Consider the following 23,418-nt stretch of genomic DNA (forward strand, 5'->3'; position numbering starts at 1 on the left):
TGCGTGTCAATGGTGATGAGGGTACACCTGTTCCCATTCCGAACACAGTAGTTAAGCTCATTTACGGTGACAATACTTGGCTGGCGACGGCCCGGAAAGATAACTCGACGCGCACACGGAGCGAACCGTTTTATATGGTTCGCTTCGATATTCCTCAATAGCTCAGTTGGTAGAGCATGCGGCTGTTAACCGCAGGGTCGTTGGTTCGAGTCCAACTTGAGGAGCCATATTGATTAGGCTTTGCCGCCACCTTAATCCGTGGCGGCAAAGTGCTATTCGTTGACATGGGCCTTTAGCTCAGTTGGTTAGAGCAACCGGCTCATAACCGGTCGGTCCCGGGTTCGAGTCCCCGAAGGCCCACCAATTTTATATGGCCCGGTAGCTCAGTTGGTTAGAGCGCCAGCCTGTCACGCTGGAGGCCGTGGGTTCAAGTCCCATCCGGGTCGCCAATGCTGTTGTAGCTCAGTCGGTAGAGTACATCCTTGGTAAGGATGAGGTCGTCGGTTCAATCCCGATCAACAGCTCCAACGGAAAAGCCACGATATTCGGTTTAAACGGCCGTATATCGTGGCTTTTTTGTATTTTTAAGGTGTCGGTAAGCGGCTGTAAAATTGTAGAAAAAAGCGCGCAGAGGATGCGCGTTGGCATCAAAATGGCATCAAAATATGCGGTATTAAAATGAAAAACTAGGGTTTCATCACTTAAAACCCCGCGAGACACAGTTTCATTCTGCGGCTCGCGGGGTTCGTTATTTATTATCAGCTGCACTCGTACTCGCCGGACGTTCCAAATCAGCGACAGCATTGTAAATGGACTGGATATCCTCGAAAGTAGTCGCATGATAATAATCGACCGTTGTAGCGTAGTCCTCATGCCCCATGATCTCCATCATCATTTCCGGATCTGTGCCGCGCCGCTTCTGGATGTTGGCGAACGTATGGCGACAGGTATAGGGTGTGCAGCCGGTCAGCCCCAGACGCTTCATCAGCGGGTGAAAGCAGCGATTGCGCCAATTGGGGAGGTTATATGCAAAACCAGTAGGCGTGCCGATGAGCGGACCCTCGCTGCGGCCCGCGGCCAGCGACCGCACCATCGGCAGGATCAGCGGCGCGATCGGAATAATGCGGTTGCGCCCCGCGTCGGTCTTGCTGCCGGTCTGGAAATAGGGCGCTTCGCCCTCCAAATGCAAATGCTGGTCGATGCGCACGCCCAGCAGTTCACCCGGACGCATACCGGTGTAGCACATGACGAGGACTGTCATCGCGTCAGCGTCTCCCGTGTCGGCGGCTTGCCAGAGCTTCTCAAGCTGCCGCGTATCAAAGGGCAGCCGCGCCGTCTTATCCTCCTTGGGGAGCTGGACAAGTTGGCCGTAATTAACCGAAATGACACCGCAGCCCATCGCCTCTTTACATAGCAGGCTGGATAGATTGCGCACTTTCGCCATCGTCTCTCGTTTCAGACCTTTGGCCTGCATCGAAGTGATTGCAGCCTGAAACGTTGCTTTGGTAAGCGCGGTTACCGCTACGTTCGCATAAGGCTGTAAATATATCCATGCGGATTTGTGGCTCTTTTGGCTGCCTGCGGTAAGTCCAAGAAAATAATTCCCCGTGATAAACCCGTCGTAGAGCGTTTGCAGCGTCATACGCGCGGTATTCGTCTGCGGCTGCAGCCGCGCTTTGAACAGCGCTTCCTCGGCTTCGGCATAGGTTGCAAAGTATCCAAGCAGCCGGCGTGCCACACCGCAGCTATACGTGGCGGGCAGGCGCGCCGCATAAGGCTTTGCCCGTCTGCCGCCTGCCTTGAAAATGGTGCCGTAACCATTCGAACGTTTGGCGTGCCGCGCGCGTTTGATCCGTACTTGCTTTTTCCCGCAGCGCGGGCAAAATAGTGCGCCTTCCGGCAGCGGAGCGCGGCATTTGACACAATCCATAGCGGATCATCTCCTGAAAATGCACGCTCTCCGCCTCCGGTGCCGGACCCAAAGCACCTGTCTCGCGGCAAGCGGTTTGCAGGCATCCGCCCGATTGGATGCTGCTTGGCTGTGGATAGCCGGGTCCTTTATTTTGCCTTTTTTATGAGCTGGTACATGGCTCAGGGGAATCGCTCCGCGATAGGAGCGGATTGAATTGCCGCCGCCTGAATCAGGACTGCTACTTGTGCCTCGATGCGAGAAATTCCATATAGCTCAGGACATTCTCGATCTCGTCCTCCGTCAATTGTTCGAAGCTTTGCGAGAACCGCTTGGAATACCGCATCCGCTTCATATATTGCGCTCTGTAGTGCTGCTCAAGCTCTGCCGCGTTGCCACGGGGGGCAGCGTCGTGATTCAGGATGCGGCATTGCGTTTGAAGCGGATTTATTTTCATATTGCCAAAGTCTCCGGCAGTTTCCTTCGGATCGTCGGTAAATCGCCGCAGATAATCCGCCGACACGTCGAGTCGCTTGGCGATTAGTTCGATCGCATGATTCGGGATTCGATCATAGTCATAATTCTCGTAGCGGTAAACCGTAGCCGAACCCTTGCCTATATCCGCTGCCAGCTGCTCCGCAGACAACCCCAGTTCCTTGCGCCGCTGTTTGATGCGCCCTCCCGTCGTATCCTTCATATCCATCTCTCCTTTATTTAAGCATACTACCCCTATACTATCACGTCAAGATATTTCTATCATATATTGACGTTTTGATATTTCTCGCATATAATGATAGTTAAAAGGAGGAGAGTCTGATGACACTTGACCAAATTCGCCAGTCGCGGCAAACATTTTTGACTGCGGCCGATATTGCGCCGGTTCTCGCGTGTGATGCGCAAGTGCTGCGCGTGCAGGCGCGCGAAAATCCACGGTTGTTGGGGTTTGACGTATGCGTAATCGGAAGCCGATGCCGCTTTGTGCGGGAATCTTTCTTGCGGTTCGTTGACGGGAAAAATGGTGGAGATCATGGGAGCAGCAAATAGAATTTCAGCAGAAATATACACACGTTTCCGCAGTGCCTCTGATCATGTGCACGCTTACCGCGCGCGTATGATCAGAGGCGCTACGAAGAGCAAGTTCCGTCCGTGGTACCCAAAGGGTACCACGACGGACTTGCCAAAGGGGATAACTCCCCTCTGGACACCCGTGGGACGCTGCCCCACACCCCGCTACAAATCAAAGATAGAGAGGTGTAAATGATGGAACGAAAAAAACCATTGGATTACATTATCAATAAGATAGAATCAAACAAACCGTCTCCGTCCCCGAACGCCGCACAGGAGACGCTGGACGCCGATACCTATTTTGCCGATATCATCCCATCGGCAGACACCGGCGAGGCCAGCCCAGAGCGTTCGCGCCGTGTCCGCACGATCCAGCGGAAGACCCGCCTGACTGCGCAGGAGGATGCGCTCTTCCTAGAGCGCGTCCAGCAGTCCGGCCTCCCGCAAAGCATTTTTATCCGGGACGCGATCCTGCGCGGTGAAATCCTCAGCTTGGCCCTGCCGGAGGAAGCTGTGCGGGTCTGTGATCTGCTGATGAATGAGGGCGGACGAATCAAAAAACTGGTTGGCCAAATGGTACATGTGCTGGTGTATAACAAGCAATGCCGTGTGCTTAGCCGCGAAGACATTGCGCAGATGAACGCGCTGATCGGCCAACTGAGGACCGTCGGGGACGGCATTCTCCGAAAAGGGGATGAGCTGTGTGGCTATCTGCAAGCACATCGCGAGCCATAACCTGCTGTACAGCGCGGCGGTTGACTATCTGACCAAAATGCACGATGAATCGTCTTTCAAGCCGATTTTGGACGCGGACGGCCAAATGGTGGAACGTCCGGAATACCTGATCGGCGGTGTCAACTGCAGCCCCGAGACATGGACGCGGGATTGCTGGCGCGACGCGCGGAGATACCGCAAAAACCGGATGGACAGCGAAGTGAAGACCCATCAATACATTATATCTTTTGCGCCGGGCGATACGGGCAAGGGGTTAACGCTAAAGGAATGCGGTGCGGCTGGCGAATATTTAGCCAAAACGTATTTCAAGGGGCACCGGGTGTTGATCTGCGCACACCCGGACGGCGCGGGCGGCTCAGGCAATATGCACGTCCATATTATCGTCTGTTCGATCCGCTGTGCAGACCGCGAGCCGGATCCGACGTGGATGCGTCTGCGTGCGGACGGCACGGTCAAGCCGAGCGAGTATAAGGCTGGATATAAGCATCAGGATACGGCGGTTTTGCGCCACCGGATCGATAACGATTTGCGCGATTTTTGCCGCTCGCGCGGCTATGCCTATTTGCCGGAGGGCCATCGCGCGCCACGAAAGCGAAGCGCTAAGGAAGAAAAGATAAAGCGGGCCGGTCAGCGGAAGCTGGATCAGACGATTGCAGAGAAACGTGCGCGCGGCGAGCATGTCCAGCAGGGAGTTTTCCTGACGCAGCAGGACGAGCTGTGTCAGGCAATCTCGGACGCGGCGAAAATATCAAAAAACGTGTTGGAGTTTAAGCGTCACTTGCAAGAGGACTCGTATCGCATGACAGAACTCCTTTCTGTCGATGGGCGGCGGAAAGAAAAGCAGAAGATCGCGATCGACGTCAAGTTTTCACGCGGGCGCATTTCCTATAAACATCCGGACGCCACAGGCTGGGTGCGCGGCAAAACGCTGGGCGCGCTCTACGACGAAAAGGCGATCCAAAAGCAGCTGACCGCCAACAAAAAGCGGGAACACGCATACGGTCATGACGAACGCTAGGTTTTACCCAATCGGAACGTCGTCAAGCAGATTTTCCCGCATGAGAAAGAGGACGAGCGCAAGCTCGAAATCCGGGACTGACTCGCTGTGCAGTGCGGCGCGGTAGAAGTGGCGGAACCTGTGCGGTGTGCGATAGGCGCTTGCGAGGAGATCGTTCAGCACGCAGGATTCCAGCGCGAGTATGTGCAGCAGCTTTTCAAACGTGCAGTCGCGCTCGGCACATTCGCAGAGCAGAAACGTGATGGCCGCCGCCAGACGGCTGCGGCAGCTTCGAAGCTCTGCCGCGTCCATTTCCGGATACGCGGCGGCGCAGCAGAACGTCAGCCGCGCGGCGAGCGAGCAGACCGCGTCCATCTGTTCGGCGCGGGTGGTCGTGTGCGCGGGCGGCAACAGCCGGATACCGCCGCCGATCAGCCTGTGCCGCTGCGCGGTGAGCGTTTCATCCAATCTCGCGAGAAAGGCTTGGGCCTTGTTCGTGTCCACCGTGCACCAGCTCCTTTGTAATATGGATTTCGCTGTCCGGGGGCAGCGAAAACAGCAATTCCGTGACGATTTGCTCAAGCTGTCCACGCAGGCCGCGCGCACCCGTGCCGGATGCATACGCGGCGTGGGCAAGCGCTTCGGCTGCGGCATCGTCAAGCGTGAACGCCCGCCCCAGCTGTGCAAAAAAGTCCGCATACTGTGCGCGGGCCGAATGTTCCGCGTCGGTCAGGATGCGCATAAGGTCGGGCACGCCCAGCGGCGAGACCGGCGCGAGCACGGGGATACGCCCCATCAGCTCAGCCTCGACGCCGAAACGGACGAAATCCTCCGGCAGCGCCTGTGAAAGCATACGCTGTGGGTCTGGCGGCGTCTGTTCGCTGCCAAACCCGATGGTGCGCAGGCTCTGGCGCGTCCGCTGTGAGACGATCTCCGGCAAGCCCGGAAAGGCACCGGCGAACACGAACAGCAGGCCCGACGTATCGAATGAAACCGTGCGCGTTTGTCGTTCGGCCGTCTGCTGCCCGCCCTCGAGCAGCGTCAGAAAGCCGTGCTGCGTGCCGTGCTGGTAGGCCTGTCGGCTCTCGCTGCCGCGCGCGGCCAGCTTGTCGAACTCGTCCACAAAGACAACCGCATGTTTTTCCTGCTCATAGGCTCTGGCGGCGTCGAGCACGTCGAACAGGATGTCGCGCACATCGCGGCCCTTGTAGCCGGTCTCGGTCAGTGTGGTCGCGTCGACGGGGACAAACGGCACGTCCAGCAGCTTTGCAAGTGACTTGGCAAGATACGTCTTGCCGCACCCTGTCGGGCCGTAGAGCAGCACATGCGCGGGCGGCACGGCGGTGTTGCCTGCCTTGCGCTGCAAATGCTTCCACGCGGCCACCGCCAGCGCGCGCTTGGCCTCCACCTGCCCGACGACGGCCTTGTCCAGCGCCGAAACGAGGTCCTGCGGGGTCATAACGGCGGGCGAAGCCGCCGCAGACCCGGCTGGCCCGGATACGGCTTTCGCATCGAAGCACCGCAAAGCCGTCGCCGCGCAGGGGCGGCACAGGAATACCCCTTTGCCGCATTCGACAAGATTTCGCATGTCTGACCGCGCGGCCTCCCGGCAAACGGCGCACTGCGGCGGACGGCGCGCGCGGCTCATGACGCCGCCCCCGTCCCGCCGTGAAGCTTTTCATAGGCACTTTCCAAATAGTCCTCGGGAATACCGGTCACCAAACAGTGGCGCACGGTCTCCGAGATCTCCATCCGCTGATCGAACGCATAGGTCCGCAGCGCTTCCAGCAGCACATAATTCAAATAATAGGTTTTGCGCACGTCGTCCGCCGCGGCGTACCGCTGCACGCGGTCCACCGGCGCGGACAGGCCCGAGACCGCCTCCAAAACCTGCTCTCGGCTGACGGCTCCCATCTGGGTCAGGCTGCCGTTGAACAGATCCCGCGTGCCGAGCAGGTCCATGAGCGCCTGCTCGTTGGAAAGCGCGGTCTCCTTGCACGGCGCGTGGTATAGGAACACAACGTCGAACGCGATGCGGGCGGCGTGGGCGCTCAGGCGGCGGGCAACGTCCGCCGTGTAGCCGACATAGAACGGCAGCAGATCCATGTCCTCGTCCAGCGCGCACAGCACGTAGTTGTAATACGGCGCTTCGTTCGTGTCCAGAAATGTCAGAAGCGCGTCGTTCTCCTGGATTGCGTCGCGCTCCAGTTGGCAGATGTACTTCGCGTTCTTCAGGCTTCCGGCGAGGGTGATTAAATGTTGGGTGGTCATATTTTCTTCCTCCTAATAAGTCATAGTTATTTGTTATGTGAATCCCTACTCGGCCGTTGCTGGGATTCTTATAATATTATTGTACCATATAGTAACTGTGTAGGCAATGATAATTGTATACAAAAGTAACTCCTTGTAATCGTCAAAATGTACCATATAGTAACTCTTGGCCGGAAGTATCTCACTTGACTTTTTTGATATGAAAACGTATACTAAAGTAACGAATAATGAAAGAGGTGACTGTCGGGTGGTTTCCCCCGAAATATTATGCCGATATCATATAAAAAGCTGTTTCAGTTGATGGAATCTCGTGGTTTGAAAAAGTATGATTTAAGAAAACAGGGGATAAACCCCAAAGTAGTGGATGCGCTGTGGAAAGACAAAAATGTCAATGTCTCAACCATTACGGAGTTGTGTAGAATACTCGACGTTCAGCCGGGTGACTTGATGGAGTACACGCCGGAAGATAACTTATAAAGCGGGGGAGAGCCGTATGAAACAAAAGACAAGAAATAGAATAGTTGCTTTGCTTGTAGTTGCGGTATTTATTGGAGTCATACTGTTTTGGTATTTTCAGATTAAAAAACCGCATGACGTTGCTGCTGCGGAGTTCCATACAGCTGCCGCTACTGTTATAGAAAAGAATAAAGAACTTGATCAGGCAATAGCAGAACTACAAGTGCTTCTTGACACTAAGGAAGAACCGTTTGACGATACCGTGTTGACAAATGCTCGTATGGCTATCGCTGAATCAGATTCAGCAAAAGTAGTTATTCCTGAACTACCTAAACACACAGCAGAGATTATTAGCGCCACAGATGATTTGAAACAAACCATTGATTACACAGCATATATCGAACAATTGAAGGACGCGAAACAAGCTTTAGAAACAAGTATTCAGCAACTCAAACAGCTAACGAATCCCTCAGAAGCATTTATAATGGAGCGGTTATCAACAGTTGATACAGTCTCTGAACTGCAAGCTGTGACTGAAGATAATGATCCGAATGGGAATTTAAATAAACCCGGCGGCTATACCGCAACCGTCTATTTTTCCAGCCCCTTGGTCAATCCGCAGGACGTCTATGGAGCGAGTGTAATTGAAAAAGGAACAGATGGAGGAGGTTGTGTTGAAGCGTATGCCTCGGTAGCAGATGCCAAAAAGAGAGACTTGTATCTGTCTACATTTGATGGCGCCACAGCGATGAATTCGGGTTCACATGCAGTATATGGAACACTCGTAATTCGTACATCTTCAAGACTAACGGCAACACTGCAAAAGAAAACAGAGCAAAGCGTGTTAGATGCGTTATTACGAGTAGAATAAATGGCGTGACGATTTAAGAATTGCTAACACAAGGGAAATGGGCACATACATAAATATAAAGAAAAAAGCCACGACGAACATTCGTCGTGGCTTCTTTTTATCTTTCCGGCAGCTCGTCCGTAATGGTAAACAGCTCATTGGGCGAGCACTCCAGCAAGCGGCAAATGGTCTCAATATTTTCATATCGTATGGATCGGGTTTGGTTATTGACCATCCTGCTGAAATTCTGATAACTCATTCCGAGCTGCTTGTACAGCCAGTATTTACTGTGTCCGACCCGTTCTAACAGCTCAAGTACGTTTAATCGAATCATTATGAACCCTCGCAATATCTAATGTGATAGTTAGATAATATGCGAGACTGGCTCTTGACTTATAGACTTTTACATCAGATAATGTAAATAGCTATACGATAGAAAGCTTTAGGATGGAGGAATTACTATGAAAAACAAGGTACTGAGCGTTCTGATTGCTACCGCGTGCGTTATGACCGTATCGGCGGGGGCCGCTGATGTTACTTCGGCTCCGGTCGAGGCTAAGCCTTCGACCCAGCCCGTTTATGTGGACGGCGTAAAGGTGAATGTAGCGGCCTATTCGATTAACAACAACAACTATTTCAAGGTTCGAGATATTGCTGCCGTAGTCAGCGGTACGGAGAAGCAGTTTGAGGTTATTTGGGATTCGGGCAAGCAGGCTGTCAGCCTGACCTCCGGCAAGCCGTATACGGTGGTTGGCGGGGAAATGGGCGCTGTTGTGAACAAGGTCCAGCAGGCGAAGCCCAGCACAGATAAGATCCTGAAGGATGGAGCCGAAATCAAGTATACGGGCTTCAATATCAATGACAATAACTATTATAAGCTGCGCGACGTTGGACAAAGCTTCGACTTTGGCGTGGAATGGAACAGCGCCAAACAGCGCGTAGATATCATTACGACGAAAGGTTATTCGGAAGATGGCGCTGTAACTGATCCGGTTGATCCGGAGCAGGAACCTGTGGGGAAGCCGGAAGAAAAGCCGAACGAGAGCAAGCCCGGCAACAATAACGCGCCACATGCCCAAGTTCCCGACGTGCTTCCGCCTGACGGAGAAATGTCCTATGAATATCAAGCTTATCTAGATAATTGCGGGGAAGAACTCATGACGTTTACGATCCCCTTTAAAGTTTTCGATAGCGTAACGAATGAACCTCGCGCAAATGTTGAAGTTCAGGTTTGGGGCATGCGTTACACTGACGTAGGTTCTATCTTTGTTACAAAGCTGAAGTCCGATGCGAATGGCAGAGGTTCGTTTACGATTTCGATGCCAAAGACCATCTACGAAAAATCCATCAATAAGGATCCACAGTTTTGTATTGCTGGAGCTTCGGCTTCAGAAAAAAGTTCGCAAGTTCCTGATGCTACCATTGATGGGATTAACTATAAAATGATCACAGAACGTTTGGATGAAATGTTTCTGCAGGAAAATCCCGCGACTGCGCAGCTTCCGCTTTTAGCACCGAGCTTTATGAATTAAATCAGCGTCTTAATATATGCCGACATATTTTTGTGTCGGCATATTTTCTTTTTAAAAAGGAGGGGCACACCTTGCGCATAGTTTTACTCTTTTTTACTTATCCACCATCCCTTCTATTTCATCCACCCTAAATTTTAAAATTTTCCTAAAATACAAACAGAATGTCTCTGTTTTTTACATAGATCATTACACCACGAAAGGACTGATTATTATTAAGAGGAAATCTATACGCAGCCGTCTGCTGTCTATACTGATGACCTTAACGATGCTGTTCACCATGCTTCCAATTCCGACTGCAGCAGCAACAAATACAATTAGAGTATAAAAAAACAAGATTTGCGGCATTGCCCTCCAAGACAGGATTATTGATTAAAAGAAAATGCGAGTGCAGCGAAAAGCTGCACTCGCGTCTTTTAAAGTTCCTTAATAATTTCCATAAATCGCTCGTATGAATACGCTCCCGGATAGTCGGGCTGTTTGGTTTGGAAAACCATAAAATAACGAAATTGGCGTGGCGTGATGGCATCCCATTTGGATCCAATGCCAGCCTTTGCCTTGGATTGATCGTTATCCAAATGGTCGCCCTTCGTTTCCACCATAAGGATGCGCCCCGCTGTGGTCAGCACGATTAAATCTGGGAAGGCATGGACATTACCATTGATCATGAACCCGCGGCGGGAGATGTTGCGGTGCCACCACTTGATGTTCGGAAGGGAGGCCAATTCCCAGATGACTTTGCGCTCGTAGTCGTTGAGTTTGCCATCCTCCGCAGAATAAAGGGACTTGGGGATGGTATCAATCATAGAAATGGGGGAGATGTTGGGCGGCAGTTTATAGGACGGCTGACAAGTGATTACATCCTGCTCGAGCCATTTATCAAACACGCTGGCGGCATGGTGAGCCAGAAGTTCCTTCACCTTTTCCTCAATCTTTAGCACAAAAGGATAGGGCGATTGCTCCAATTCGGACAACTCATCCTCGGTCATGGTGTGCATGACACGGGTCACATACTCGTTTAACTCTTTGTCATTAATACAGTTAAAGGCGGAGAGCTTTTTGCAAATAATCCCCTTGCAGTAAGAACGTCGGGAGGCCGACGGCTGTGCATTGAACCACTCTTTAAAGTAGGTACTGTCAAATCCGGTGATTTTCCATGCCCTAGGCTTTGCGTCCTTTGTATCGTCCACGTCCACCTTGGCGAGCTCTGCTGGGGCAGTAGAAAAATCAATCTGCACATCTTTGTCCTTGAGCGTAAATCCATGCGCGAGGTTGTCCAGCTCCAGCAGGTCATATTCCTGATCGGAGAAAATACTGGGTTCAGAGGTAAGCATGAACTGCGGAAAACGAAGCGCGCTGGCTTCCTCTGCAAACTCCTCGACCATTTTAAAGCAACTCATCTTATCCCTCACCTCCTGCGGGGCAGCGGAATAGTCTGTATCTTCTGTGGTGTTGATCTCTGCACTGTATGCAGCGCCTTGCTCGGCGGCGGCGGCAAGTAGTTGATCGTTTTGGACGGCGTCATCAACAGGGGTATTCTCGGCCTCTTGAATAGCCGCTTGGAATTTTTCACGCAAAACGGCTGTGTCTACTTCCGGCGTCTCGTCCTCCTCCGTTTCCGACTGCGGCGGGAAGATGAGTTGTGCCGAATCGTCTGCGAGAATCGTGGGTTCTTCGGCGGGTTCCATCTCCTTAACACGATAGTCCCTACTGCTGAATCCGGCGCGGTTAAGGCCCTCAACCACCTTATCCAACGTCCCATAAAAGTCGGCTGACGAGGTAATGACATAAGAGAGATTCAGCACATCGCTTTTATTAGGTTTTGTATAAGGCAGGCGAAGCACTCGGCCTAAGATTTGTTCCACATCTACCACTGACGAGCGGTTTGCCACCGTCGCCAGTATATAGGCAAAGGGGCAGTCCCACCCCTCTTTTAGTGCGTTGACCGTGATGATATAGCGGATTGGGCAGTCGGGAGAGAGTAAGTCTACATTTTTCAGTTCATCTTTGTCTCCGGTCTTGATTGCAATTTCTTGCTCCTTGATACCACCATCTACCAGCGTCTTTTTGATTTTCTCGTAAGTAGTGCTGTCCTCGCTATTCTTTGGCTGTGCCTGGAACAACACGATAGGGCGGATGTATCTACCACTGGTTTCCTGTTCCCGCTTGGCCTGGGCCTCCAGTTTGGCACGAATACTGACAGCATCGGAATAGACATCCGCCTGATTTTTACGGTTATAAACGATAACAGGCAGCTTGACCATATTCTCTTGTTTGAGCTGGGCGGCATCCACAAAAGAAATAATATTACTTCCCTTTTTCGGAGTAGCCGTCAGGTCAAGAATAAACGCGGGGTTAAAGTCCTCCAACATTTTCACGCTGAGATCAGAAGTGGCATGGTGGCTTTCATCCACAATAATGACAGGATTGAGTGAACGCACCACTTGGATCAGCGCAGTCTCGTCGGTATCCTCCAACAGTGTGCTGTCATCACCCCTCATTCTGGCAAACTCCGCCAGAGCGCCATTCTCCTGGTAGGCTTTGCGCCCTTCCTTTTTGCTGGTGCGAAAGGAATCATAGCTGAGCACAAAAACTGAAAGTTGTTCCGTCACGGAAGTAGGATTAAAGTTCTGCCCGCTGAGAAGCTGTGCCTTGGAATAAACCCCCACATTACTGCCAAAATCCACGTCGATTCGCTGGCGATAAGGATGGGAAGCCATTGTCAACGCCTTTTGAGTCTGTGTCAGAATGGCGTCGGAGGGGACAAGCCAGACCACTGCCTTGGCGCGGGAGGCAGGCATGGAATCAAAAATAGGCTTGATTGCGGCAGCGGCTATAAAAGTCTTTCCGCCGCCAGTGGGCACCTTCATACAGACATGAGGAACACCCGGAATCGTGTCCTTGTAGGGCAGCATATCTTGCAGGCCCACGATCACATTTTTTTCTTCCCACAAAGTGCGATATGCTTTTGATGTACTCTGTGTCTGCGTCAGCAGCGCGAGAAAACGCTTTAAGTCTGCAAGGACATTCTTCTGATAGTCCTTTAGTTCCATTTTGTCACGCTCCCTTAAAGTTTGGCAATGTCTCTGGGTATTTTCTTGAACGTAATCCCAAAGCGGGTAAGTTCTTTCTCCGAAAGAGTACAGAGATCGGCATAGATGATATAGCGGTCTGCCTTTGTCCCAAGTGTGGTCAGAAAGGCACGATCCAATGTGGTAATCTTCAATTTATCGTAGTAGAAGTAATAGGCTGCATTACTGTGCAGGCCAAGGAAATAGGGATTGTCCGCTTCCGGGCTGGGCGCCAACGGCTGCCTAGTTTCCGTGAAATAGACATATTGACGAATTTTTTCTGTGTCCAGTGTCTCGTTCAGATTGCTGTCTGAATGGAGCATTACCTCGCCCAACTCATAGAAACTGAAGTCTCCGCCCGTGCCCTCCACGGCGCTCTGTCCCTCGCCATAACCGGAAATGACCCGCTTTACCCGCTCGGCAGTGATGCTGTCAGCATAGTCCATCATCTCAATGAGGATGAATTTGCGGTTACCACCATCGGCCTTGTTCATGTTGAGGACAGCGTGAGCGGTGGTGCCGGAACCAGCGAAAGAGTCAAGAATAATATCATCACTGGCTGTCACCATTTGGATGAAATGCTTAATTAAATCTGGCGGTTTAGGAAAATCAAACGCTTTTCCATTCCCCATAATATTTTTAATTTCTTTGGTACCTGCTTGAGTATATATTCCTGTGATAATGGAGTATGGTTTACTTTTTCTCTCTGCGCCATCAGTTCCATTCAAGTATTGTTTATAATTGACCGACCACTTGCCATTCCGCTGAGAAAAAACAAGATCGTTACTTGCCTGCGCGTCTAATGCTCGTTCTTTAGACCAAAACCATTGTTTTTCCGGCCAAATCTCATGACCTTCGAAATATAAAGGATATCTTAAATTAGGCCGATCATCCATGCTAGTAGTAGCCAATGGTTGAAGACGATAAGGCCCACGAACATCAAATTTTTCATCTTTGTATTTATAATACTTTAATATATTCTCATCTGGTGGAAGCTCTAGTTTTCCAACAGTCCCTATGTTTTTAGCAAAACATAATACATACTCATGCAAGTGAACAACAAAGTTGCTTTTTGCGCCGCCTCCATAGTTGTTCTGCCATACAAAAGTATCTATACGATTATTGGCGCCAAATAGCTCATCCATTATAAGTTCCAGATAGCGATGTTCAATTTCATCAATGCTGATAAAAATAACTCCATCATCGGCCAGTAGCTTATGTAGCAGTTTGAGTCGGGGATACATCATGCAAAGCCATTTATCATGGCGGCTTAAGTCCTCGCCTTCTTTGCCCACCACCTCGCCTAACCATTTCTTGATTTTGGGGTCGTTGACATTATCGTTATAGACCCAGCCTTCGTTGCCGGTGTTATAGGGGGGATCAATATAGATACACTTAACGGCCCCCTCGTACAGAGGGAGCAGCGACTTGAGCGCTTCCAGATTATCACCGTGGATAATCATATTACTGCTGCCGTTATCTTCGTCATGCTGACCAGCGGCGTCAAAACTATATTGGCGCTCCAACACCCGGTATGGCACCTGCTGGTGATGGTTTATCACCTTTTGTTTCCCAATCCATTCAAGTGCTGGCATCCGTTCTTCCCCCATAATCATCTAAAGTTATTCATATGATAACATGAAAAGACACGCGAATCAAACTGTAATCGTGGCTCGCAGACCCTGCTTTCCCAAACGGACAAACCTATACGATAACTTTTGTCCTGAAGTAGTAACCGTAGAATTATTGCGCGATACGAAGACGGGCGGCTTGACTTACTCTCCCGGTTGGTACGTGATTACTATCATCTGATATAGACAACCTGATAAAATGATTTAGGCATCAAATTGGCATCAAAATGCCTGAAAACTCAGATATTATGCGGGTTTGAGCCACCTTGGTAAGGATGAGGTCGTCGGTTCAATCCCGATCAACAGCTCCAACGGAAAAGCCACGATATTCGGTTTTAACGACCGTATATCGTGGCTTTTTTTGTGATTTTCGAGGGCCGTGATGGAAGTCTGCCGTCTCACCAATACCCTCTGGCTAGGTGATTTTTAAGGAATATGTTTAAAATAAAATACATACTATGGCTGGACAAAATCACCTACCGGGACTATTATAAAGACAAATATGAAAGAATATTACGCCAAACCTTGGCGGCGATGATCATAAGAAGGAGCGGCAATGAAAATTAGACGAGGACTGGCAATATTCCTTGCAGTGTGCATGGTACTCCCCCTGCTTCCCGCCGCCGCATTGGGTGCGGAAGAGGGAACTGCCATCTCCAGTCAGGCCGAGCTTTCAGCGATGAAATCGTCCGGCAGCTATTATCTTGCGGACGACATTGTCCTCACCGGAACATGGACGCCCATTTCCTCTTTCAGTGGCACGCTGGATGGGAATGGCCATACCGTCAGCGGCCTTGACGTGAAGCTCACCAACAGCGGATACGGCGGGCTGTTCGCGTCGCTTAGCAGCAGCGGCACGGTGAAAGACCTGCATGTCGAGGGCACGGTGCAGACCTCGGGGGGGAGCGCCGCTCGCTGCGGCGGGATTGTGGGACAGAGTTATGGCACGATCACCAGCTGCACCTTCTCCGGCAAGGTGTTCAACGAGGGTGGGGACAACCACGCCCTGGGCGGCATCGTGGGAAGAAACGACGGGCAACTCATATCAGACTGTATAAATTACGGCGAGATCACCGGCAAAAGCGTGGGAGGCGGCTACAACGCTGTGTATGTGGGCGGCATCACCGGCTCCGACCACGGCAAACCGACTCCCTCCATCACCGGCTGCGCCAACTACGGCGTTTTAAGCGCCACGGTGGACGGCACACTCACCTATTGGGGCGAGCTTTTCGGTAGCGACGATTGGCAAAATAATGGCGCCTATGTGGGCGGCATCGCAGGCGACACGCAAGCAGGCAAAATTGACAACAGCAACGCAAACCACGGCGTCATCATTGCCGACAACGGCCAGACGGTGAACCTTACCGGGGTGCCAGACGCGCCGGACCTCACCCTGCCAAATGGCGTCCCCGCCCCCTCCAGAGACGAGCTGGAGGCCAGCCTGCCGGGGCAAATCATTGTCCAGACCGACGGCAGCGGACGGTGGGCGGATGTGACCTGGGACGTGGCCGGTTCTGCCTACAACCCTTTTACCGCCGGGGACTACACAATGAGCGGCACGGTCACCCTTCCGGGGAAAATCACCAATTCCAACAGTGTAGACCTCTCCACCTCCATTACCGTCACGGTAACCACTCCCGCCGAAGCCCCGCCTGATACAGAAGTGACCTGGACGGTGGGCGGCGGAGCCTCCACAAATGGTAGCCTTTCCGAGGCCATCACCGCGCTGGACGGTACGGCGGGCGGTATCATCCGGGTTAACCGGGACTTTGCCGCCGCAGACGACTACACGCTCTCCCTGAGTGGTCTCGGCAGCGCGGTCACGCTGAATCTAAACGGCAACACGGTGGACATGGGGGGCCATACCCTAACCCTTGCCAAGGGCACTCTCACCATAAACGGCGGCGGTACTCTCACCGGTACGGGAAACCCCATTCAAGTGGGTTTTCTCTCCGCCAACGCCAAGCTGGTTTTGGAGAACAGCGCCGTGGAATCCACCGGCTCCACAGGGGCAATCTCGCTGTCGCAAGGAACCGACTTTGAGATGGAAGGCGGGAGCCTGACCTGCACCAGCGGCGCGGCGTTGAACATCACCGGCGCCAGCACCGTGGCAATTACGGGTGGCACAGTGACCGGAAACAGCGTTAGCGGCGCCATCTACGCTACCAGTGGAACCTTGACGCTGGGTGTAAACGGCAGCACGCCAAGTAAAACGGTACCCGCCATCGTTAATATTGCCGCCAATACCAACGCACCCGCTCTCACCGGCCATAAGGTCAATTTCTATGGCGGCAAGCTGACCTTTGGCAAAGCGTGCGCAACGCCTATCGCAGTGGACAGCGGCGGTGGGCTAACTCTGCCTGCAAACTACGAGCTGGCCATTACCGTGGGAGAGGATAACGCCACCGCCGTGCTCAAGCCCACCACCGCCGTCTCCCAGGCAGTGTGGGGCGTGGACGCGGAGCATCTCACAACGAGTGGTACCTTATTTGAGGCCTTCGCCGCGGCTCCGGCCTATATTCGCCTGCAAACCGATGTGAACCTGAACGCGGGAGATACAAACGGCAGCAATCGCCTGGTGGTTTCCCGGGGAGATCATACCTTGGACTTAAACGGCTGCACCGTCTCCTATGCCGCCACCATTGCCGACGGCGAGCTCTCCCAGCTGAACAAGGAGGGGCTCGTCTATATCGCCCTCGGCGCCTCTCTAACCCTTGCCGACACCGGCGAGGGCGGCAAGATCAGGGTCACCGTCACCGGGGAGACCGCCCCGGATACCAAGGACAAAAGCTGCGTTGTCCACGCCCAGTCGGGCGCTCTGAAGGTGGAGGGCGGCGCCATTGAGATGGACGCTTCCGCCGTCACCGTGGGGGAACTTGGTCACCGCTTTACAGCTATTGCCGTCTCGGTAATTAGCGGCGACTACATCCAGACCGGCGGCAGCATTTCCGCCACGGGAAACGTGCAGGAGAACGGTAGCATTGCGGGCATTGGCCTGAAAACTGATTACTACCCCGACGCAGACCTCTCGGGAGGCAGCATTTTCGGCAGCGATACCGGCGTGGAGTTTGTGGGGATGAGCAATACTAACCCTGATCGCGGCTTTTCCATCACTGACACGGCGCAGATCAGCTCAAACGATACCGGCCTGTTCCTATACGCCCCCAACAGCGCCCCCGGCAGCGGCACCGTCATCCGCGGAACCATCGCCGGAGGAACCATCACCGGCAAAACCGCGGTGGAGATCAGCGGAAGCACCGACGCCGCCATCACCGACGGGGTCATGACTGGCACCCGCTATGGGGTGCGGGCAGGCAACCGCGTCCGATGCCGCGTCACCGGCGGCACTGTCACCGCGCCCTGCGCCATTGACCTGGAGGAGGACGTTGGCGGCCTCATGCTGGGCGGCAGCTATGCCCTCAACGGCGACCCGGATATCCACACCTACGACACCGCGCAGCCCATCACGCTCTCGGCGCCCCTGGCCGAGGCTCTGATGGTGGAAATTGCCTATCCCTCCACCGATTACACCGTGCTGGCAAAGTCGGATGGGAACTATGTGCTCACCGGAGACGATTTGGAGAAACTCACCTGCCGAGAGGCGTTTGGCAGCCCGCTGAAGTTGGTTCTAGAGGGCGAGGGCGCCGCCGCCGTGATTAAGTTCGTGCCGCCGCCCCCGGCTGCGGGCGGCGGCTCCGTGACCACCTATCAAATCACCGCTGCGGCGGGGGCGGGCGGCACGATTGCCCCCAAGGGCACGGTGCGCGTGAGCCGCAACAGCAGCAAGACCTTCAACATCACGCCCGATGAGGGCTATGTACTTGCCGATGTGCTGGTGGACGGCGTATCGGTTGGCAGAGTAAACTCCTATACTTTTGAAAAGGTGATGTCTAAGCACAGCATCGAGGCCGCGTTCCGCAAAATCACAGAAAGCCCCTTTTCCGACGTTAATGAGGGAGACTGGTGCTATGAGGCTGTCAGGTACGTCCATGATTACGGACTGATGAACGGTACGGCGGACACGATGTTTACTCCCAACGGCGCTGTCACCCGCGGTATGATCATCACGATTCTGTACCGCCTGGAAAACAGCCCAGCGGTGACCGGCCCATCGTTTTTTGACGTGGCGGCTGGTAAGTATTATACCGACGCGGCAGCTTGGGGCGCTGCGAACAGCATCGTTAACGGATATGGAAACGGTAGGTTCGGCCCAGACGACAACATTACCCGCGAACAGCTTGCCACCATCTTGTACCGCTGCGCGGGCAGTCCCTCCGTCACTGGTACACTAGCGGGCTTCACTGACGCGGCTGCGGCGAGCGATTACGCCATCGACGCCCTTATATGGGTGGTGGAGCAAGGCGTCATTATTGGAAAAGGCGGAGGTATCCTCGATCCCAAGGGTGAGGCCACCCGCGCCGAGGCAGCGACTATGATCATGCGCTACTGTAAAAGCATCACCCAATAAAATAGCGAACAGAAAATAAAAAATTACTGGAAGCATCCTGCGGAGCAACAGCCTTGACCGATAACGTCAAGGCTGTTAGCTTTACTTTGTGCTGTTACTTTAACTTCAAAGAAAAAGCACGGCAACTGTTTTGGCGGTCGTGCTTTTTGCGTTCAGGTTCGACTTTTACAATTATTTGTGTTATACTATATGGCAAAGAAAGCTGTGTGGGAAAGAGGCGCATAACATGACCATTTTGCAGTGCGACTGCGGTAATGAAATTTATATTATGGATGAGACCGGCGCGTCCGCGTGGCAATGTGAAGAGTGCGGGCAATGGTATGATTATTTTGGCTGCAAAGTCGGCCCGCCGCAGGATAAGCCGCCCGCACGGCCCGAACTGCTGGTCAATTGGAGTGCAGGCGAAGAACTGTGAGGGAGAGCGATGAACGATCAGAAAATAGCGCTATTGACCGATTCCTGTGCGGATATCCCAGAGGAGTTGCTTAGAAAATATGATATATATGTCGTCCCGCTTAAACTGATTTTTTCTGACGGCGAATTTTCTGATGGCGTTGATATCACGCCAAGAGAAGTTTATACCCGTCTGAAGCAAGAAATGCCCAAGACGACGCTGCCGAGCGGAGAATCAGTTGAGCAGGCGTTTGCGCGCATCAAGCAGGCTGGCTATACAAAAGCTTTGGCAATTAATTTTTCCAGCGGTTTGAGCGGCACGCATAATATGGTGCGTGTGATCGGCGAGGAGACAGTTGGGCTGGAGGTGCGCGCATTCGATACGCTGAGCGGCTCGCTGGGGACCGGAATGACGGTGCTACAAGCGGCGCGCTGGATCGAAGAGGGGTGGACGTGGACGCGGCTGCTTCGCGCAATGCCGCGCCTGATGGCGGACACGCATGTGTTTTTTTGCGTGGATACTTTGGAATATTTGCAGAAAGGCGGCCGCATAGGAAAAATATCGCAGATTGCTGGTACACTGCTGCAAATCAAACCAATTATCTCATTTGCGCCGGATGGCGAACTCGTCAATGTGGCTAAAATCAGAGGCAGAAAATTTGCCATGGAAAAAATGGTGCAGATGGCGGCTGCATTAGTGCCGCGCGGGGCGCGTTTTAATCTGGCTGTCGCACATGGGGATGCGTCGGCCGAACTAAAAGAGATCCGCACGCTCGCGCAAAAGGCGTTGCCTGATTTTGAGCAATTTTTGGAAGGCGAGATCGACTGCACGCTGGGCGCATATGTCGGACCGCATATGCTGGGCGTGGGAATCCAGCTGCTGGCGGACGAGCTCTTTGTCGAAACGTAACAGGAATGTAACCCAAGTTACTCTTTGTTAGTGATATAATGGTGCAATAAGATAGAGATAGGAAGGAATGAACGGAGATGCCATATCAGACCAGCAGATATCGGCGCCGCCGTCGGCGCCGTAACAGCCATTACGGCGTACTGATCGCGTTGATTCTGCTTATTATCATTGCGATACCGGTCGGCTATCGTCTGGTCAAGGGCGCTGCAGGCGCTATTTTCGGCGGCGATAAAGATCAAGTGGTTTTCCAGGTTTATAATACAAAAGCATATGCAGACGGCAAACTGATCGACCTGGAGGGCGCGGCCCCGTTTGTCGATCAGACTGGGACGACGGTCGTACCGCTCCGCGCGATGAGTGAGAGCCTGGGGTTGACGGTAGACTATGAACAGGTCAGCAAAACTGTTTCGATCACCCGGAAAAAAGATACGCTGCGGGTGCAGGTCGGCAGCAAAACGCTACGCTTTAATGATGAAACGAAAACCCTAGCAACAGCGCCGACCATTGTCAACGGGACGACTTTTGTCCCGGTGCGCGATATTTGCGAGGCATTGTCCTGGCAGGTCGGTGCAGTTGAAGCGGGCAAGGGGCATCTGGTGATTGTCTCTAAGTCCAAAAAAGCGCTGGATGACGATAAAATTGCGAAGATATCCGAAAAAGCGCTCGAAGTGCTCGGACCATCGCGCCAGCAGGTGCTGGACGGCAGCGTGCTCATGCGCACAGAGTCTGATAAGCTGCTGCAGGCAGGAGAACTGAAAACGATGTCGGACAGCACTGGCAAGCAGGGCTGTGCCGTCATGGAGCAGGAGGGCACGCGCTATATTCCGCTGGAGGGCGCTGTGACCGCGCTGGGCGGCACCGCGCAGTATGACGGGAAAGATGAATGGAGCGTGTCGATAGGCGGCGTGGATTCAACCGTGCGGACCAACGGCAAGGCCAAGGTCGGCGGTAAGACGCTCAAGGGCGACGACATTACGGTCTGGAAGGTAGAGGATACCGGCCGGTTTTATGTATCCACGGCGCTGTTTGCCGGGATGCTTGGCAAGCAGTATACGGATATGGGCGATGGGAGCGGAACCTTTGCGTTTACCTCGATGTCTTTGGATGGCTTTGACAGCCAGAAAGCCTATCTGGACGAAATGCAGAGCGAACTGACCCAGTCGGTCACCAGCAATATCCCGGAGGCAGACGTTTATGTTGCGCTGACGTTCGACGATGGACCGACCGGAGCTACTGACACATACCCAAATGGCTATACCGCAACGCTGCTCGATGAGCTCAAAAAACGCAATGTGCATGCGACGTTCTTTATGTGCGGTTACCGCATTAAGGATTTTAACAGCCACATGAACCGCTATCTGGAGGAAGGACACGAGTTAGGCAACCATACCATGGATCACCCGGATGGCAACCTGACCCGGCTGGATGCCGAGACTGTGCGCTATCAGGTGGAATCCAACAACGATTTAATCGAATCCTATACCGGGCAAAAGCCGACGGTGATGCGTCCAGTCGGCGGCGGCGTGAACGATACGGTAAAAGAGCAGATGAAAGCGCTCGGTTTGCCGATTATCAACTGGGATCTCGATACGGAAGACTGGAAGACGAAAAACGACGCGGACAGCGTAAAAAACCATATTTTAAATCAGGTTTCCGACGGCGCGATCGTTTTAATGCATGATATTTGGCCGGGCACACTGCCCGGCGTGCTGGCTGCGATCGACGAACTGCAGAGCAAGACGGATAAGACTTATGCATTTGTTACCGTTTCCGAATTGGCGGCAGTCAAGGGGATTACGCTCGAACCGGGCCAGGTTTATAACAACCTTTCTGATGAAACGGTCAAGCAGATCCAGGACGGCACGTATGCCCCGGTAACGTTCCTATAAAAAGAGAAAAACCGGGCGGATGGCTTAGCATCCGCCCGGTTTTTCTATCTGGTAACCCGGGAAATACTTGCGAACAAATGGAACATCCCTGACCGTAAAATTTTGCCCATTTAAATAGGATAACGCGCCGGCATCGCTGTCGAACCGAAACGTCAGGGAATAGGCGTACAGCGCCTGCCCGCTTTCCCCATATGGACGGTTTTGTTCATTCGTGCCGTATTTTCCATCGCCCAGCAAAGGACAGCCAATAGAGGCCATTTGTGCGCGGATTTGATGGGTGCGTCCGGTCAACAGCTCACATTCGACGAGCGAAAGCGCACCGTTTTGTGCAAGGGTTCGGTAACGAGTGACAGCTGTCTTGCTGCCCGGAACGCGTGTGCGGTGCAGGGTAACGGTCTTGCGCCGTTCATCGCGGCGTAAATAATTTTCGATTTGCCCGGCAGGAGGGCGGGGCGTTCCGTGGACGACGCACAAATAGCGTTTATCCAACTCGCGGGTCTTAATCTTATCATTTAGAATGCGAAGCGCTTCGGCCGTTTTCGCGGCGATGACGATGCCGCCCGTATTGCGGTCGATCCGGTTGCACAACGCGGGAGCGAACGCAGCTGCATCGTTCGGATCCCACGCGCCTGACTGGTAGAGGTAGGCCTGAATATGTGCGATGAGCGTGTCCTGTTCGCCGCGCTCATCAGTATGTACGACCATGCCGGGCGTCTTGTCCGCCAGCAGGATGTTTTCATCCTCATATACAATATGGACTTGCGGCTTGGCGATTTGAAAAAAGGCCTCCACCTCGCTCGGTGCGATAAAATATTCGTCGTTCAGGTAGAGCTGTACCGAATCACCCTCGGCCAACCGATAGGCTGCTTCTGTCCGCCTGCCGTTGACCTTGATGCGCTTAAGGCGCAAATATTTGTGCATCTGGCTACCGCTCAAACGCGGCACCGCTTTTTCCAGAAATTTGTTGAGCCGCTGTCCGCTGTCATTCTTACCAATAAAATATTCTTTCAAAACAGGGCGTTCCTTTCGATTACTTTCTTTTAGTATACCGTATTTGACATACTGCTGTAAAGTATGATATCCTGAGTTCGGGAACGGTTTATTGTTAGATATTAACAAAACCAGTAAAGCAAAAATGTCGAATTAACGAAATCTTAACGCTATGATAAAAATTTATCGTTTTCGATTGCACGAGAGTTTTGAACTCTGTATAATAAAAACAGAGGTACTAGAAAAGGGGAGCG

General features: G+C 52.9%; 18 protein-coding genes, 4 tRNA genes and 1 rRNA gene. 14 read left to right on the forward strand and 9 right to left on the reverse strand.

The annotated features are described in order from the left end of the window. The 5 genes from rrf to SO058_RS05580 all read left to right on the forward strand — a co-directional run bounded on the left by rrf (position 1) and on the right by SO058_RS05580 (position 527). A 5S ribosomal RNA gene (gene rrf / locus SO058_RS05560) occupies positions 1 to 116 on the forward strand. Between the two features lie 35 nt (positions 117 to 151). Beyond that, a tRNA-Asn gene (locus tag SO058_RS05565) sits at positions 152 to 227 on the forward strand. Positions 228 to 286: 59 nt separating this feature from the next. Then, a tRNA-Ile gene (locus tag SO058_RS05570) sits at positions 287 to 363 on the forward strand. Positions 364 to 372: 9 nt separating this feature from the next. Beyond that, positions 373 to 449: transfer RNA gene (locus tag SO058_RS05575), tRNA-Asp, on the forward strand. A gap of 2 nt (positions 450 to 451) precedes the next feature. Beyond that, positions 452 to 527, forward strand: a tRNA-Thr gene (locus SO058_RS05580). A 221-nt stretch (positions 528 to 748) separates the two neighbouring features. On the opposite strand, the gene SO058_RS05585 is transcribed toward SO058_RS05580, so the two are convergent. Both SO058_RS05585 and SO058_RS05590 read right to left on the reverse strand, forming a co-directional pair. Next, positions 749 to 1,930 carry a tyrosine-type recombinase/integrase gene (locus tag SO058_RS05585; RefSeq protein ID WP_320842000.1) on the reverse strand — a complete coding sequence of 394 codons (1,182 nt, stop codon included), beginning with the start codon at positions 1,928 to 1,930 and terminating at the stop codon, positions 749 to 751. Positions 1,931 to 2,150: 220 nt separating this feature from the next. Further along, positions 2,151 to 2,606 (reverse strand): helix-turn-helix domain-containing protein, encoded by a 456-nt coding sequence (locus tag SO058_RS05590; protein ID WP_320842001.1) that lies wholly within the window; start codon positions 2,604 to 2,606, stop codon positions 2,151 to 2,153. A gap of 560 nt (positions 2,607 to 3,166) precedes the next feature. Between SO058_RS05590 and SO058_RS05595 the strand changes: the two genes are divergently transcribed. Together SO058_RS05595 and SO058_RS05600 are read left to right on the forward strand one after the other, a co-directional pair. Further along, entirely contained in the window at positions 3,167 to 3,709 is a 543-nt protein-coding gene (locus SO058_RS05595) for a plasmid mobilization protein (RefSeq protein ID WP_320842002.1), read from the forward strand. Next, a complete protein-coding gene (locus SO058_RS05600) occupies positions 3,678 to 4,727 on the forward strand; it encodes a relaxase/mobilization nuclease domain-containing protein (protein WP_320842003.1) in 1,050 nt (349 codons plus the stop codon). Before SO058_RS05595 ends, SO058_RS05600 begins: the two co-directional genes overlap by 32 nt. Before the next feature lie 3 nt (positions 4,728 to 4,730). On the opposite strand, the gene SO058_RS05605 is transcribed toward SO058_RS05600, so the two are convergent. From SO058_RS05605 to SO058_RS05615, 3 genes are read right to left on the reverse strand one after another with little or no spacing between them, the layout of a single operon-like run. Then, positions 4,731 to 5,210 carry a hypothetical protein gene (locus tag SO058_RS05605; RefSeq protein ID WP_320842004.1) on the reverse strand — a complete coding sequence of 160 codons (480 nt, stop codon included), beginning with the start codon at positions 5,208 to 5,210 and terminating at the stop codon, positions 4,731 to 4,733. Next, a complete protein-coding gene (locus SO058_RS05610; protein WP_320842005.1) occupies positions 5,167 to 6,354 on the reverse strand; it encodes an AAA family ATPase in 1,188 nt (395 codons plus the stop codon). Before SO058_RS05610 ends, SO058_RS05605 begins: the two co-directional genes overlap by 44 nt. Further along, positions 6,351 to 6,977, reverse strand: coding sequence for a hypothetical protein (locus tag SO058_RS05615; RefSeq protein ID WP_320842006.1), 627 nt, complete (start codon positions 6,975 to 6,977; stop codon positions 6,351 to 6,353). Before SO058_RS05615 ends, SO058_RS05610 begins: the two co-directional genes overlap by 4 nt. A gap of 267 nt (positions 6,978 to 7,244) precedes the next feature. On the opposite strand from SO058_RS05615, the gene SO058_RS05620 reads away from it, so the two are divergent. Next, the gene (locus tag SO058_RS05620) at positions 7,245 to 7,454 is read left to right on the forward strand and encodes a helix-turn-helix domain-containing protein (RefSeq protein WP_320842007.1); all 210 of its coding nucleotides are present in this window, start codon (positions 7,245 to 7,247) and stop codon (positions 7,452 to 7,454) included. Between the two features lie 16 nt (positions 7,455 to 7,470). Then, positions 7,471 to 8,304, forward strand: a complete 834-nt coding sequence (locus SO058_RS05625; protein ID WP_320842008.1) for a hypothetical protein — start codon at positions 7,471 to 7,473, stop codon at positions 8,302 to 8,304. 97 nt (positions 8,305 to 8,401) lie between these two features. On the opposite strand, the gene SO058_RS05630 is transcribed toward SO058_RS05625, so the two are convergent. Beyond that, on the reverse strand, positions 8,402 to 8,617 hold the full coding sequence (locus SO058_RS05630; RefSeq protein WP_320842009.1) for a helix-turn-helix domain-containing protein: 216 nt from the start codon (positions 8,615 to 8,617) through the stop codon (positions 8,402 to 8,404). A 127-nt stretch (positions 8,618 to 8,744) separates the two neighbouring features. On the opposite strand from SO058_RS05630, the gene SO058_RS05635 reads away from it, so the two are divergent. Next, on the forward strand, positions 8,745 to 9,815 hold the full coding sequence (locus SO058_RS05635) for a hypothetical protein (protein WP_320842010.1): 1,071 nt from the start codon (positions 8,745 to 8,747) through the stop codon (positions 9,813 to 9,815). A gap of 413 nt (positions 9,816 to 10,228) precedes the next feature. Here SO058_RS05635 and SO058_RS05640 read toward each other — a convergent pair whose 3' ends face one another. Both SO058_RS05640 and SO058_RS05645 read right to left on the reverse strand, forming a co-directional pair. Then, positions 10,229 to 12,865 carry a DEAD/DEAH box helicase gene (locus SO058_RS05640; RefSeq protein ID WP_320842011.1) on the reverse strand — a complete coding sequence of 879 codons (2,637 nt, stop codon included), beginning with the start codon at positions 12,863 to 12,865 and terminating at the stop codon, positions 10,229 to 10,231. A gap of 14 nt (positions 12,866 to 12,879) precedes the next feature. Then, complete coding sequence (locus SO058_RS05645; RefSeq protein WP_320842012.1) at positions 12,880 to 14,478, reverse strand: site-specific DNA-methyltransferase; 1,599 nt, start codon at positions 14,476 to 14,478, stop codon at positions 12,880 to 12,882. A 592-nt stretch (positions 14,479 to 15,070) separates the two neighbouring features. Between SO058_RS05645 and SO058_RS05650 the strand changes: the two genes are divergently transcribed. The 4 genes from SO058_RS05650 to SO058_RS05665 all read left to right on the forward strand — a co-directional run bounded on the left by SO058_RS05650 (position 15,071) and on the right by SO058_RS05665 (position 22,174). Further along, a complete protein-coding gene (locus tag SO058_RS05650; RefSeq protein ID WP_320842013.1) occupies positions 15,071 to 18,982 on the forward strand; it encodes an S-layer homology domain-containing protein in 3,912 nt (1,303 codons plus the stop codon). 226 nt (positions 18,983 to 19,208) lie between these two features. Next, the gene (locus tag SO058_RS05655; protein ID WP_320842014.1) at positions 19,209 to 19,397 is read left to right on the forward strand and encodes a hypothetical protein; all 189 of its coding nucleotides are present in this window, start codon (positions 19,209 to 19,211) and stop codon (positions 19,395 to 19,397) included. A 9-nt stretch (positions 19,398 to 19,406) separates the two neighbouring features. Next, on the forward strand, positions 19,407 to 20,285 hold the full coding sequence (locus tag SO058_RS05660) for a DegV family protein (RefSeq protein WP_320842015.1): 879 nt from the start codon (positions 19,407 to 19,409) through the stop codon (positions 20,283 to 20,285). A gap of 77 nt (positions 20,286 to 20,362) precedes the next feature. Further along, entirely contained in the window at positions 20,363 to 22,174 is a 1,812-nt protein-coding gene (locus SO058_RS05665; protein ID WP_320842016.1) for a polysaccharide deacetylase family protein, read from the forward strand. A gap of 24 nt (positions 22,175 to 22,198) precedes the next feature. Here the strand turns inward: SO058_RS05665 and SO058_RS05670 are convergent, their stop codons facing one another. Further along, complete coding sequence (locus SO058_RS05670; protein ID WP_320842017.1) at positions 22,199 to 23,185, reverse strand: RluA family pseudouridine synthase; 987 nt, start codon at positions 23,183 to 23,185, stop codon at positions 22,199 to 22,201. Between the last annotated feature and the right edge of the window lie 233 nt (positions 23,186 to 23,418).

Source organism: Agathobaculum sp. (assembly GCF_034098985.1).
Classification (GTDB): domain Bacteria; phylum Bacillota; class Clostridia; order Oscillospirales; family Butyricicoccaceae; genus Agathobaculum.

Coding starts and splice junctions, on each gene's coding strand:
- SO058_RS05585 (WP_320842000.1), bottom strand. CDS start 1,930: ATGGATTGTGTCAAATGCCGCGCTCCGCTGCCGGAAGGCGCACTATTT.
- SO058_RS05590 (WP_320842001.1), bottom strand. CDS start 2,606: ATGAAGGATACGACGGGAGGGCGCATCAAACAGCGGCGCAAGGAACTG.
- SO058_RS05595 (WP_320842002.1), top strand. CDS start 3,167: ATGATGGAACGAAAAAAACCATTGGATTACATTATCAATAAGATAGAA.
- SO058_RS05610 (WP_320842005.1), bottom strand. CDS start 6,354: ATGAGCCGCGCGCGCCGTCCGCCGCAGTGCGCCGTTTGCCGGGAGGCC.
- SO058_RS05615 (WP_320842006.1), bottom strand. CDS start 6,977: ATGACCACCCAACATTTAATCACCCTCGCCGGAAGCCTGAAGAACGCG.
- SO058_RS05620 (WP_320842007.1), top strand. CDS start 7,245: ATGCCGATATCATATAAAAAGCTGTTTCAGTTGATGGAATCTCGTGGT.
- SO058_RS05625 (WP_320842008.1), top strand. CDS start 7,471: ATGAAACAAAAGACAAGAAATAGAATAGTTGCTTTGCTTGTAGTTGCG.
- SO058_RS05630 (WP_320842009.1), bottom strand. CDS start 8,617: ATGATTCGATTAAACGTACTTGAGCTGTTAGAACGGGTCGGACACAGT.
- SO058_RS05635 (WP_320842010.1), top strand. CDS start 8,745: ATGAAAAACAAGGTACTGAGCGTTCTGATTGCTACCGCGTGCGTTATG.
- SO058_RS05640 (WP_320842011.1), bottom strand. CDS start 12,865: ATGGAACTAAAGGACTATCAGAAGAATGTCCTTGCAGACTTAAAGCGT.
- SO058_RS05645 (WP_320842012.1), bottom strand. CDS start 14,478: ATGCCAGCACTTGAATGGATTGGGAAACAAAAGGTGATAAACCATCAC.
- SO058_RS05650 (WP_320842013.1), top strand. CDS start 15,071: ATGAAAATTAGACGAGGACTGGCAATATTCCTTGCAGTGTGCATGGTA.
- SO058_RS05655 (WP_320842014.1), top strand. CDS start 19,209: ATGACCATTTTGCAGTGCGACTGCGGTAATGAAATTTATATTATGGAT.
- SO058_RS05660 (WP_320842015.1), top strand. CDS start 19,407: ATGAACGATCAGAAAATAGCGCTATTGACCGATTCCTGTGCGGATATC.
- SO058_RS05665 (WP_320842016.1), top strand. CDS start 20,363: ATGCCATATCAGACCAGCAGATATCGGCGCCGCCGTCGGCGCCGTAAC.